The sequence below is a fragment of the Streptomyces phyllanthi genome, assembly GCF_009377205.1.
Classification (GTDB): domain Bacteria; phylum Actinomycetota; class Actinomycetes; order Streptomycetales; family Streptomycetaceae; genus Streptomyces; species Streptomyces phyllanthi.
This window is the reverse complement of the sequence record NZ_VJZE01000284.1, coordinates 1-12,024: the sequence shown is the minus strand read 5'-3', so window position 1 is coordinate 12,024 and position 12,024 is coordinate 1. Positions and strand designations below refer to the sequence as shown.

Below are 12,024 nucleotides of genomic sequence, written 5' to 3'. Positions count from 1 at the left end.
CTCGGAGAGGAAGGCGCGGTGCGAGCTGACCACGACGTTGTCGAATTTCAGGATCTCCCGGTTGACCTCGCTGCGATTCGGGTCCTCCGGCGTGAACACGTCCGCCGCGTAGCCGTTCAGTCGGCCTGCCCTCCTCCCCCGCGCACGCCGCCTCCTGGCAGCTCAAGTGGTCCCCGTCGGCGAGCGCCGACGGGCTCGGCGCCTTCGAGACCATCGAGGACGACCGCGCCGACTCGCACACCTCCGCCTCACCGCACATCCACGCCACCGGCGACAACTGGCGCTTCACCATGCACACCGTGGACCGGGACACCTCGACCGACCGCCAGCGCCACGAGGTCACCGGCCTGCGCAACGGCAGCGGCGGCAACTTCCTCAGGTGGACCGAGGGCCAGACCTGGCGGGTCACCTACTCGATGTACATCCCGAGCTCGCTCAAGGCGACCACCACCTTCACCCACATCATGCAGATGAAGCAGCCGGGCACCGGCAGCTCGCCGATCGTCGTGCAGTCGCTGCGCCGCGTGAACGGGGCGCAGACCATCGAACTGAAGCTGTTCGAGGACGACATCCTCGTCGGCCGTACCCCCCTCGACCCGCTGCACGACAAGTGGACGGACGTGGACTTCCAGATCAAGGTCGGCAACGGCTCGGCCGGCTCGGTCCGCTGGATCCTCAAGAGCGGCTCGAGCACCGTCATCGACGCGTCCAGGACCGGCGTCGACACCTTCCTCGCCGACCGCGTCCGCCCCAAGTGGGGCATCTACCGCTCCCTGGGCGACACGTCGGGCTCCCTCCAGAACACGTACATGCTGCTCACCAACATGCGCGGCTATCAACTCGTCTGAGCCGGAGGCCGGTTCACGACTCCCGTGCCGAGGTACGCCTCCCTCACCCGTGGGTCCGCGCGTACCTCCGACGGTGTCCCCTCGGCGAGGACCCGGCCGAGGTCGAGCACGACGACCCGTTCGCACAGCTCCATGACGAAGGAGACGTCGTGCTCGACGAGGAGGACCGCGCAGCCCTCCTCGGCGGCCAGCCGGCGCACGACCGAGGAGAGGGCGCGGCTCTCCTCGGCCGTCATCCCGGAGGCGGGCTCGTCCAGCAGCAGTACCCGGGGCGGGTCCGCGACCGCGCGGGCCAGCTCCAGCATGCGGGCGCGCCCGACGGGCAGGGCCGCCGCGTACGACCCGGCGACCGCCTCCAGACCACAGGCCCGCAGCACGGCCGCGGCCCGCTCGCGCCGCGCCCTCTCGTACGGCCGCCGGATCGGCGCCCCCAGCAGGTCGGCCGCGAGCCCGCCCCCGCCGCCGTGCCACTCCTGGGCCACGACGAGGTTGTCGGCCACGGTCAACTGGCCGAACAACTGCTGCCGTTGGAAGGTGCGCCGCATACCGTGCCGGGCGCGCCACACGGGGGAGCGGCGTGTGATGTCCGTGCCGTCGAGGAGGACGCGGCCTCCGTCGGGGCGGCGGACCCCGGACAGGACGTCGAACAGGGTGGTCTTGCCCGCCCCGTTGGGACCGATGAGCCCGCACACCTCGCCGGGACGCAGGGCGAGGTCCACCCCGTCCAGGGCACGCACCCCGCCGAAGCGGACGCCGATGCCCGCGGCCCGGAGCAGCGGGGTGCTCGTGGGGGTGCTCATGACTGCGGCACCTCCTGGGGCCGGTGCCCCTGGTCACCGGGCGCGTCGGGCCCCTGGGCCCCGGTCCGGCCGCCGGCCCCGATCCCCAGATACGCCTCCGTCATCCGGTCCGCCTCCACCTCGGCGCGCGGCCCGCACCAGGCCACCCGCCCCTGGGCGAGGTACGCGACCGTGTCGGCGACCTCCAGGACCTCGGCCGCCTTCTCCTCGACGAGCAGCAGGGCCGTACCGGCGTCCCTCAGTTCGACGAGGAGACGGAACACCTCGTCGGTCACGCGGGGCGCGAGACCGAGGGACGGCTCGTCCGCGATCAGGACCCCGGGCGGGCGCTGGAGGAGCGGAGCGAGCGCGAGCATCTGCTGCTCCCCGCCGGACAGCGACCCGGCGGTGACCCCGCGCCGGGCGGCGAGCGAGGGGAACCGCTCGTACACGGCGTCCCGGTCGCCCTTCGCCCGCAGCCGGAGCGCGAGGTTCTCGTCGATCGTGAGCGAGGGGAAGATCCCGCGCCCCTCGGGCGCCAGCAGGACTCCGGCCCGTGACCGTGCGACGGCCCCCTCCCGCGTGGTGTCGCGCCCGGCCGCGTACACCTGCCCGGACAACGGCGCCAGCAGCCCCGCTGCGACCCGGCACGTGGTGGACTTCCCGGCCCCGTTGGGCCCGAGCAGCGCGAGGATCTCACCGCGGTGTACGGCGAGGTCGACGCCGTGGAGGACCGGGGCACCGTCGTACCCGGCACGCACCCCGCGCAGTTCGAGGGCCGCCCCGGGCGTGGGCGCCCCCTGGGGCGTGGACCGCTCAGGGGCGTCCGCGGTGATCCTGGCCCGCCGGCGGTGCAGCCGGGTCGGCAGCGCCGCGCAGTAACCGTCCGGATCGTTCGCCAGGGCCAGCCCCGCCAGACCGAAGAGGATCACCGGCAGATGCGCGGACTCCGTCACGTAGTCCGCCATGAGATGCGGCACCACCGCGAACACCAGCCCGGCCACCACCGCGTACTGCGGCCGCCGCACCCCCGCCGCCACGACCACCGCGAGCCACACCAGCCCCGTGACGGCCGTGAAGTCGGTCGCCGTGATCCGGGTGCTGTACGACGCGTACATCACGCCCCCGAACCCCGCCAGCCCGGCGGACAGCGTGAACAGCGTCAGCTTGGTCCGCACGACCGAGACTCCCGAGGCCATCGCCGCCGCCGGGGCCGACCGCACCGCCAGCATGGCCCGCCCGGACGGCGAGTCGCGCAGCGCGCTCAGCGCCGCCACGACCGCCGTGACGAGCACGACCATCGCCACGCCCATCGCCCGGTCGTCGGACAGGTCCACCGGGCCGAGCACGGGCCGCGGGATCGCCCAGCCCGTGTCGCCGTTCCTCAGCCAGCCCGTCTGGAAGAGCACCTGGTCGGCCAGGAAGGCCAGCGCGAGCGTCGCGAGGGCCAGCGACCGGCCGCCCAGCCGCAGCGCGGGCAGCGCCGCGAGCGCGCCCAGCAGGGCCGCGGCGCACGTGCCCACCATCGCCGCCCCCGCGAATGGCCACCCGTGGCTCATCAGCAGCCCCGCCACCAGTGCCGCACCCGTCACGAACGTCGCCTGCGCCAGCGACACCATCGCCCCGAGCCCCGTCACCACGGTGAAGGACACGAAGACGAGGGAGATCGCGAGCCCCTGGGCGAGGACGCCGCTCCAGAACGGCGTGGTGACCGTGTAGAACGCCACCGCCAGCAGTACCGCCGCCACCGTCCAGGGGCCCCACCGCCGCCGCCACGACCGTCCTGCCAGATGGTCCACCGGCGGCGCGTCGACCGCCGCGGTCCCCGCCGTCCGCTGCCGCCGCGTCAGCACCAGCAGTCCCGCGAAGAGGATCAGGAACGGCACGGCGGTACGGAACCCGGTGATCCGCTCGGCGAACGACGCGTACCCCGCGACCAGGTTCTGCAGCACCCCGAGCCCGAGCCCCCCGGCGAAGGCGAGCGGGACCGAGGCGAAGCGGCCCAGCACGGCCGCCGTCGCCGAGACGAACAGGAACAGTGTGAAGTCGTGCGCGGACAGCCCGAGCAGGGGAGTGGCCAGCACGCCCGCGAGGCCCGCGAGCCCGCTGGACAGCATCCACGCGACCGACGACAGCCGGTCCGCGCTCATCCCGCGCAGCTCCACCAGCGACCGGTTGTCGACGGCCGCGCGCAGCCGCAGCCCCAGCGGGGTGTGCCGCATCAGCACCCACAGCCCCACGGCCACCACGGCCGTCACCACCCAGGTGATCAGCTGGTCGGAGTCGACCCCCACCCCGTCCACCGGCTGCCACGACACCGCCGGACTCGGCCCGACCCCGGGCAGCCCGAACTGGTTCTCGGCCGGCCTGACCGGCGCCCCCGCGTCCTGAAGCAGCTCCACGATCCACAGCCCGAGCGCGGGCAGCGCCACCAGCAGCCCGATGGTGGCGACGATCTGGGCCGTCTCCCCGACGCGCGCCAGCTTCCGGAACATCAGCCGGTCCAGACCCCAGCCCAGCAGGGGCGCCACCCCGCACACCAGCAGCAGCGCCGTGGGCACGGCGGGCCAGCCGAGGCCCGAGTGCAGCTCGTAGAAGGCCAGCGCACACAGGTACGCCGTGGCGCCGTGCGCGAAGTTGAACAGCCCGGAGGCCGAGTACGACAGCACCAGCCCGGTCGCCAGCAGCGCGTACAGCGCGCCCGAGACCAGCCCGCTCAGCACGAACCCCAGCAGGTCGGACATCCCGAGTCCTCCCACCCGACCGCTACTTGAAGGGAATGGGGGGATAGCAGGTGAAGGGCGCCGACACCACGTACTTCCCGTCCTTCAACCGCACCAGCGCCCCGCACCCGAACGACTCCTTCTGCCCCTTGGGCTCGGCCCGGTCGCCGACCATCGTGCCGGTGTCGGAGAAGCCGTTCGCCGCCTTCTGGAAGGACTCCACGGTGAGGTCCTCGCCCGCCTTCCCGGCGATGGCGAGGAAGAGATCGGCGGACATGTACCCGGTCATCATGTGCATGTTGAGCGGCACATCCTTGCCCGCCGCCTTCCGGATGTCCTCCCGGAACTGCCGCATGTCGGCGCTGTCCTGCTCGAACGGCTGGAACGACGTCAGTACGTGGACCCCGTCGAGCGCCTTCCTCGTCGCGTCCTTGGCGAGCAGGGCCGGGTCGTAGTCGGTGGGGTCGGTGAGCACGCCCTTGTACCCGGTCCGCTTGATCGCCGTGAACAGCCCGATGTTGTACGGCGTCTGCATCACCGACACCACGGCGTCCGGAGCCTTTCCACCGTCGCTGCGCAGGATCTCCTTGGTGTACGCCGACCAGTCGCTCGGTACGGAACCGGCGGGTACGGCCGGCTCGGCGTACGTCACCTCGTAACCCGCCGACGCGAAGCTCTGCTTGTAGGTGCGGATGGCGAACGTGCCGGCGTCGCTGTCGTTGGCGAGGATCGCGACGGACCTGCCCTCGGATCCGCCCGTCACCTTCTTCAGCCCCTCCGGCCAGGTCTGCGAGATGGTCCCGCCGGGCGTGGGCACCATGCACCCGCCGAAGCCGTAGATGTACGACGGCCCGCAGAACGACGGAAGGGTGCCCCAGCCGAACGTCGGCACCTTCTGCTGCTGGAGGAAGTCGGCACCGGAGAAGGTCGTCGAACTCATCGGGGCGATCGCGAACACCTTGTCCTGCTGGACGAGTTTCCGTGCCGCCGCGAGGTTCTTCGAGGGGTCCTGCCCGTCGTCCTCGGCACCCAGATACTCGATCTTCCGCCCGCCCACGCCTCCCTCGGCGTTGGCCCGCTCGAACCGTGCCCTCGCCCCTAGGTCCGTGTCCTTCTTCGAGTACCCCGTACTCGTCGTCATCGAGACGATCCCGCCGACCTTGACCGAGTCCTCGGTCACCCCACGCACGGCACCCTCGCCTCCGGCTCTGTCCGAACCCCCGCTCGTGGCGGCCGAGTTGCATCCGCTCACGAGCAACAGAGCGGCCAGAGCGGCGGTGATGGAACGCATCGATCGCGACACGGTCGGCCCCCTTGCGTCGAGTGACCGAAAGCGTGCGTCAGATCTGATGCACCGTCAATAACCGGCGCGGCGCTATCTGATGAGGCGTCAGCAAATGGACAGTCGTCCCGGCATGGCCGCGTCCCGCCCCGCCCCGCGACTGCCGTCCGGCGGTCGCGGGGCGGGGCCGAACGACGGCGGCGGATGGCCCGTACCCTCGGCGCCGACTGCGGGATCCTTGCCGTGGAGGGCTGCGCGTTGAGGCGGGCCCCGCTCGCGGAATTCAGTCCGTCCGGCGTTCGTGGAAGAGCCGTTCGGGCGACACGGGGCCCGGGGGCGGAGCCCCCGTGGCGGTCACCTCCGCCGAGGGCACCCGCGGCGATCCCCTCCGCCGAGGGCACCCGCGGCGATCCCCTCCGCCGAGGGCGCCCTCACACCTCACGCCCTGTACAGCGCCTCGACCTCCGCCGCGTACGCCGTCTCGATCGCCTTGCGCTTCAGCTTCAGCGAAGGGGTCAGCAGCCCGTGCTCCTCGGTGAACGGCTGGGCGAGTATCCGGAACGTGCGGATCGACTCGGCCTGCGACACCAGCGTGTTGGCCGCGACCACGGCCCGCCGTACCTCGGTTTCCAGATCGGGGTCCCGCACCAGCTGCGCCGGGGGCATCTCCGGCTTGTCCCGCATCTGCAGCCAGTGGTCCACGGCCTCCCGTTCGAGCGTGACCAGGGCCGCGATGTACGGCCGGTCGTTGCCGACGACGATGCACTGGGCGACCAGCGGATGGTCCCGCACCCGCTCCTCCAGGATCGCGGGCGAGACGCTCTTGCCGCCCGAGGTCACCAGGATCTCCTTCTTGCGCCCGGTGATGGTGAGATAGCCGTCCTCGTCGAGTGAGCCCAGGTCGCCCGTGGCGAGCCACCCGTCGTGCAGCGTCTCGTCGGTGGCCTTCTGGTTGTTGAGGTAGCCCTGGAAGACGTTGTCGCCGCGCAGCCAGATCTCGCCGTCGTCCGCGATGTGCACGGTCATCCCCGGAATGGGCTGGCCGACGGTGCCGTACCGGGTCTTCCCGGGCGGGTTGGCGGTCGCGGCCGCGGTGCACTCGGTGAGGCCGTACCCCTCGTAGATGTGGACCCCCGCCCCGGCGAAGAACAGACCGAGCCGCCGGTCCATCGCCGAGCCGCCCGACATCGCGTGCCGTACACGCCCGCCCATCGCGGTCCGGATCTTGGAGTAGACGAGCTTGTCGAACAGCTGGTGCTGCATCCGCAGACCGGCCGACGGGCCCGGCCCGGTGCCCCACGCCTTCGCCTCCTGGGCGTCCGCGTAGTTCACGGCGATCTCGACGGCCTTCTCGAACGGGCCAGCCTTGCCCTCCTTCTCGGCCTTGCGCCGCGACGCGTTGAAGACCTTCTCGAAGATGTAAGGCACGGCCAGGAAGAACGTCGGCCGGAAGGCGGCCAGATCGGGGAGCAGGGCCGCCGCGTTGAGCTGGGGCTGATGGCCGAACTTGACCTTCCCGCGGATCCCGGCGACCTGCACCATGCGCCCGAAGACATGTGCGAGCGGCAGGAACAGCAGGGTCGCCGCCTCCTCGCCCTTCCTGGAGCGGAAGAGGGGCGCCCAGCGCTGGATGACGGTGTCCGCCTGGAACATGAAGTTCCCGTGGCTGATGACACAGCCCTTGGGGCGTCCGGTCGTGCCGGAGGTGTAGATGATCGTCGCCGTCGACTCGGGTGTGACCGCGCGCCGGTGCCGGTGCACCACGTCGTCGTCGAGGTGCGCGCCCGCCTCGTACAGCTCGTGGACGGCGCCCGCGTCGAGCTGCCACAGCTTGCGCAGCTGCGGCAGCCGCTCGACGACCGTGGCGACCGTCATCGCGTGGTCCTCGTGCTCCACCATCACGGCCGACACCTGCGCGTCGTGCAGCATCCAGAAGACCTGCTCGGCCGAGGAGGTGGGGTAGATGGGAACGACCTGGGCGCCGATGGACCACAGGGCGAAGTCGAAGAGCGTCCACTCGTAGCGCGTACGGCACATGATGGCGACCCGGTCGCCGAACCGCACCCCCTGGGCGAGGAGCCCCTTGGCGAGGGCGAGCACCTCGTCGCGGAACTCGGCGGAGCTCACATCGCGCCAGTGTCCGTACTCGTCCTTGCGGCCGAGCGCGATGTGCAGGGGGTCGTCCTGGGCGTACTCGTAGACGATGTCGGCCAGTCCGCCCACGGGCGGTGCCGACTCCAACGGAGGGTTGGTGAACTCGCGCAATCCCCGCTCCTCACGGCGCTCCCCACAGCGCCGTGAAAGCTACCCCACGCGGAGGCGGGGCGGGAGGGGGTGTGAATTCGAACAAGGCTCACATTTGCACTGGTCAGCAGTGGAAAATACGCGCACATGCGGAAGGGTCGGACAGAATTCCTTACGGGGGAGTAAGTTTCGGTCCCGTAATCTCCATCGATCTCCACCAATCTCCACCGAATCTGTACGTGCGGACAGCCCGGGCGGTCCGGAGAGCGATGTGCGCCCTTGCGTACGCGAACCCGGAAGTTCCGCTTCCGGCGTACTCGCGTCACCGGCAGGAGTCGTGGGAGGGGGAGAGGCAAGGCCGCGGGGCCGGGACACGCCGCTTCGGTTCCCGGCCCCCACGGTCGGAGGTCGCGCGGCCCCGCGACCTCCGACATCAGTACCAGCGCACGGGCCACCGCCACCGTCACACCCGCCGGGGACCTCAGCCCCGCCGACCGCGGTGCAGCCGGTCGCCGCCCGACAGGATCGCCGCCGCGAGCGCGTCCGCGGCGCCCTGGGCGGAACCGGGCCGCCGTCCGTGGACGAGCACGAAGCCGACCTCGCCCAGTTCGGGCAGCCCCGCCCGGTCGGGCACCCGGACCAGGCCCGGGGGGACCAGTCCCCGGGAGTGCGCCATCACGCCGAGGCCCGCGCGGGCCGCCGCGATCAGCCCGTTGAGGCTGCCGCTCGTGCACGCGATACGCCAGGCGCGGCCCTCGCGCTCCAGCGCCTCCAGGGCCAGCGCGCGCGTGATCCCCGGTGGTGGATAGACGATCAGCGGCACCGGGCGGTCCGGGTCGAGGCGCAGCCGTTCCGCCCCGATCCACACCAGCCGGTCGTGCCAGACGAGGTCACCCCGCGGGTCCTCCGGTCGGCGTTTGGCCAGCACCAGGTCGAGCTTGCCCGCGGCGAGCTGCTCGTGCAGTGTCCCCGACAGCTCCACCGTCAGCTCCAGGTCCACTTCGGGATGGTCGCTGCGGAACCGCTCCAGGATCTCCGGGAGCCGGGTCAGTACGAAGTCCTCGGACGCGCCGAAGCGCAGCCGCCCGCGCAGCCGGGTCCCCGTGAAGAACGCCGTCGCCTGCTCGTGCGCCTCCAGGATCCGGCGCGCGAAGCCGAGCATCGCCTCGCCGTCCTCGGTCAGTTCCACGGAGTGGGTGTCCCGCGAGAACAGCTGCCGCCCCGTGGCGTCCTCCAGTCGGCGCACATGCTGACTGACCGTGGACTGGCGCAGCCCGAGCCTCAGAGCGGCCTGAGTGAAGCTCAGCGTCTGGGCGACCGCGAGAAAGGTGCGCAGCTGGGAGGGGTCGTACACGGGGTCCAGCCTAACCCGGTCATCGTCAACCGTGATGACAGTCAGAGTGGTATGCGGGATTCCCGATCGCGGTGATCAGGAGCACGATGGAGAGGGCACGTTCCGCCCCCGGAGTCGCAAGAACAGAACGAGCAAGTGGAGCACCGTGAAACGCCTGCAGTGGCCGAGTTGGCTGCCGATCGACCCGTACATCCTGCTGCTGCTCGGGACGGTGGGCCTCGCGGCTCTCCTCCCGGCGCGGGGTACGGCCGCCGACGTCGCCTCGGGCGCGTCCACCGCGGCGATCGCGTTCCTGTTCTTCCTCTACGGCGCCCGGCTCTCCACCCGCGAGGCCCTCGACGGACTGAAGCACTGGCGGCTGCACGTCACCGTCCTGGCCTGCACCTTCGTGATCTTCCCGCTGCTCGGCCTGGGAGCCCGGGCCCTCGAACCGGTGTTCCTGACGCACTCCCTCTACACCGGCCTGCTGTTCCTCACCCTCGTCCCCTCGACCATCCAGTCGTCGATCGCGTTCACCTCGATGGCGCGCGGCAACGTGCCCGCGGCGATCTGCGCGGGCTCCTTCTCCTCCCTCGCCGGCATCGTCCTCACCCCGCTGCTCGCGGCGAGCCTGCTGGGCAGCAGCGCGGGCGGGTTCTCCGCGGACTCCCTCGTCGAGATCGTGCTGCAACTGCTGGTGCCGTTCGTCGCGGGGCAGGTCGCGCGCCGCTGGATCGGGGGCTTCGTCACCCGGCACAAGAAGATCCTCGGACTCGTCGACCGTGGCTCGATCCTTCTCGTCGTCTACGTCGCGTTCAGCGAGGGCATGGTGCGCGGCATATGGTCGCAGGTCAGCCCGGTACGCCTCGCGGGACTGCTGGCCGTCGAGGCGGTGCTGCTCGCCGTGATGCTCGCGCTCACCTGGTACGGCGCGAAGGCGCTGCGGTTCGGCCGTGAGGACCGGATCGCGATCCAGTTCGCCGGCTCCAAGAAGTCCCTGGCCGCGGGGCTGCCCATGGCGAGCGTCCTGTTCGGCGCGCAGGCCTCGCTCGCCGTATTGCCGCTGATGCTGTTCCACCAGATGCAGCTCATGGTGTGCGCGGTTATCGCCAAGCGCCGTTCCCACGACCCGGTGGAGCCGGACGTCACTCACGACCGAGACGGAGCGACACGAACCGCGGTCGGTACAGGGACACGTTCCGGCTGAGGTTCGCCTGAGCCGACACGGCGTTCGCGTCCAGCCAGTTGACGTCGTAGCTGAGCACGAGCCGGCTGCCGCCGCCACTCAGTGCCGGGTGGGCCTGCGGGTTGTACGCCGCCACGCCACTCTCGGGCAGCGGCGGGCTGAAGCCCTTCGCGGGTCCGTGCCAGGGGCCGGTGGGGGAGCAGGACCAGTACGAGGTGATCGTGGTCAGGCCCCGGGTGCCCGCCGCCATGGTGAACAGGACGTACGTACGGCCGTCGCGGACCACGGTGAACGCGCTGCCCACACCCCGGCGCCGCCCGTCCCCGAGCACCGGCTCCGACCGGCCGCGCACCGCCCACCGCTCTCCGTCCCAGTACTCCCAGGCGCCGGGCTCACCGAGCCGGCCGCGCGGCACGCGGGCGACGTACGCCCGCGACACCGGGCGGGAGGCGGCCTGTGCGTCGTCGCCGCCGAAGACGTACGTCCAGTCGCCCGCGTCCACCGCCGTCGTACCGAACAGCACCCGCTCGGCCGGGTCGGTCACCGACGCCTGGTCCAGCACCGTCGTGACGCCCTCCAGCCGCAGGTCGGGCAGGGAGAGCGTGGCGACCTCGGTGGCCGTGGGCACGCCGTAGATCCACGGGGACCGACCCGCCGTACGGGTCCACAGGAGCACCCGTACGACCCGCTCGGCGGAGCCGGGGGAGCGCGGCTCGACACGTGCCGCGACCGGCCAGCGCCACTGCTCCGGCGCCGGGTCCGCGAAGACCGGCGCGGGCAGTGTGGACAGCAGCCGGCCCGAGGCGGACATCACCACCGCCGAGTTGCGCACCATCGGCGCCGACGCGTCCCGCCACGCGACGGACTCGCCGACCGGATTGGGCGGAGCGTGCACCTGGCCGAGATACGTGTCCGAGAACAGCCACAGCACCCGTCCGTCCGGCAGCCGTACCGAGTGGGTGCCGTCGCCGCCGGTCCAGTCGTCGGTCCGTGTCCCGTCGTCGCCGTACCGCGCGAACTCACCGGTCGGCTCGGTGTCGGCGCTCCAGGACCGCACCGTACGGGCCGTGCAGGCGCCGCCGCCCTCCCGGTCGTCCGGGAGGGCGGTGAGCAGGACGGCCGCGAGGACCACGGCCAGGAGGATCCCCAGCCCGGTCCCCGTCCGCCGTCGTGCTCGTCCGTCGTCGGGCATTGACGGGACGGTAGTGGCCTCCGCCCACCCGGTCCATGGGGCGCCGCGGGATCGAGCCGCGGCGCGGGTGGGCTCATGGCGGGGTGAGGTCCCGGCGGCGCAGGACGGGTGGCGGCACGGGAATGACCGCCGAGGGGTCCGGAGCCGGGGGCGGGACCGCCGCGCCGGAGCGCCGGCAGACCAGGGCGTCCGGGTCGTCGGCGGGCACCTGAAGCGTGTACCCGTCGGGACAGGCCGGACCGGGATCGCCCTGGGGTCCGGGAGCCCCCGCCTCTCCCTTCTCGCCCCGCTCGCCCTTCTCCCCGGCCGGACCCGAGGCGCCGGGCGGTCCCATCGGACCCTCGGCCCCGGCCGCTCCGTCGGCACCGTTCGCTCCGTCAGCGCCCGGAGCACCCGGCTGACCCGGCTCGCCCGGGGCGCCGGACGCCCCAGTGGGC

The 12,024-nt window shown here is 72.1% G+C and carries 8 protein-coding genes and 1 pseudogene; 2 read left to right on the top strand and 7 right to left on the bottom strand.

The window, feature by feature from the left end:
* Positions 1-125 precede the first annotated feature (125 nt).
* Complete coding sequence (locus tag FNH04_RS30350; protein ID WP_152788978.1) at positions 126-848, top strand: heparin lyase I family protein; 723 nt, start codon at positions 126-128, stop codon at positions 846-848.
* Here FNH04_RS30350 and FNH04_RS30345 read toward each other — a convergent pair.
* The 5 genes from FNH04_RS30345 to FNH04_RS30325 all read right to left on the bottom strand — a co-directional run bounded on the left by FNH04_RS30345 (position 836) and on the right by FNH04_RS30325 (position 9,230).
* Positions 836-1,648 carry an ABC transporter ATP-binding protein gene (locus FNH04_RS30345; protein WP_152788977.1) on the bottom strand — a complete coding sequence of 271 codons (813 nt, stop codon included), beginning with the start codon at positions 1,646-1,648 and terminating at the stop codon, positions 836-838. The two genes, FNH04_RS30350 and FNH04_RS30345, sit on opposite strands and share 13 nt — an antisense overlap.
* Positions 1,645-4,371 (bottom strand): ABC transporter permease subunit, encoded by a 2,727-nt coding sequence (locus FNH04_RS30340; RefSeq protein WP_152788976.1) that lies wholly within the window; start codon positions 4,369-4,371, stop codon positions 1,645-1,647. The genes FNH04_RS30345 and FNH04_RS30340 overlap by 4 nt, the downstream gene beginning before the upstream one ends.
* Before the next feature lie 22 nt (positions 4,372-4,393).
* On the bottom strand, positions 4,394-5,653 hold the full coding sequence (locus tag FNH04_RS30335; protein WP_322724262.1) for an ABC transporter substrate-binding protein: 1,260 nt from the start codon (positions 5,651-5,653) through the stop codon (positions 4,394-4,396).
* 417 nt (positions 5,654-6,070) lie between these two features.
* Entirely contained in the window at positions 6,071-7,897 is a 1,827-nt protein-coding gene (locus tag FNH04_RS30330; protein WP_152788974.1) for an AMP-dependent synthetase/ligase, read from the bottom strand.
* 460 nt (positions 7,898-8,357) lie between these two features.
* Positions 8,358-9,230, bottom strand: coding sequence for a LysR substrate-binding domain-containing protein (locus FNH04_RS30325; RefSeq protein WP_322724260.1), 873 nt, complete (start codon positions 9,228-9,230; stop codon positions 8,358-8,360).
* A 145-nt stretch (positions 9,231-9,375) separates the two neighbouring features.
* On the opposite strand from FNH04_RS30325, the gene FNH04_RS30320 reads away from it, so the two are divergent.
* On the top strand, positions 9,376-10,416 hold the full coding sequence (locus FNH04_RS30320; protein ID WP_322724259.1) for a bile acid:sodium symporter family protein: 1,041 nt from the start codon (positions 9,376-9,378) through the stop codon (positions 10,414-10,416).
* Here the strand turns inward: FNH04_RS30320 and FNH04_RS30315 are convergent.
* Both FNH04_RS30315 and FNH04_RS30310 read right to left on the bottom strand, forming a co-directional pair.
* Positions 10,355-11,587 carry a DUF5005 domain-containing protein gene (locus FNH04_RS30315; RefSeq protein WP_152788971.1) on the bottom strand — a complete coding sequence of 411 codons (1,233 nt, stop codon included), beginning with the start codon at positions 11,585-11,587 and terminating at the stop codon, positions 10,355-10,357. The genes FNH04_RS30320 and FNH04_RS30315 overlap by 62 nt on opposite strands.
* A 73-nt stretch (positions 11,588-11,660) precedes the next feature.
* A pseudogene (locus FNH04_RS30310) lies at positions 11,661-12,024 on the bottom strand (collagen-like protein); the annotation flags it as partial.

Bases quoted from the DNA above. Each gene is read 5' to 3' on its own strand.
- FNH04_RS30345 (WP_152788977.1), bottom strand. From the start codon at position 1,648: ATGAGCACCCCCACGAGCACCCCGCTGCTCCGGGCCGCGGGCATCGGC.
- FNH04_RS30340 (WP_152788976.1), bottom strand. From the start codon at position 4,371: ATGTCCGACCTGCTGGGGTTCGTGCTGAGCGGGCTGGTCTCGGGCGCG.
- FNH04_RS30315 (WP_152788971.1), bottom strand. From the start codon at position 11,587: ATGCCCGACGACGGACGAGCACGACGGCGGACGGGGACCGGGCTGGGG.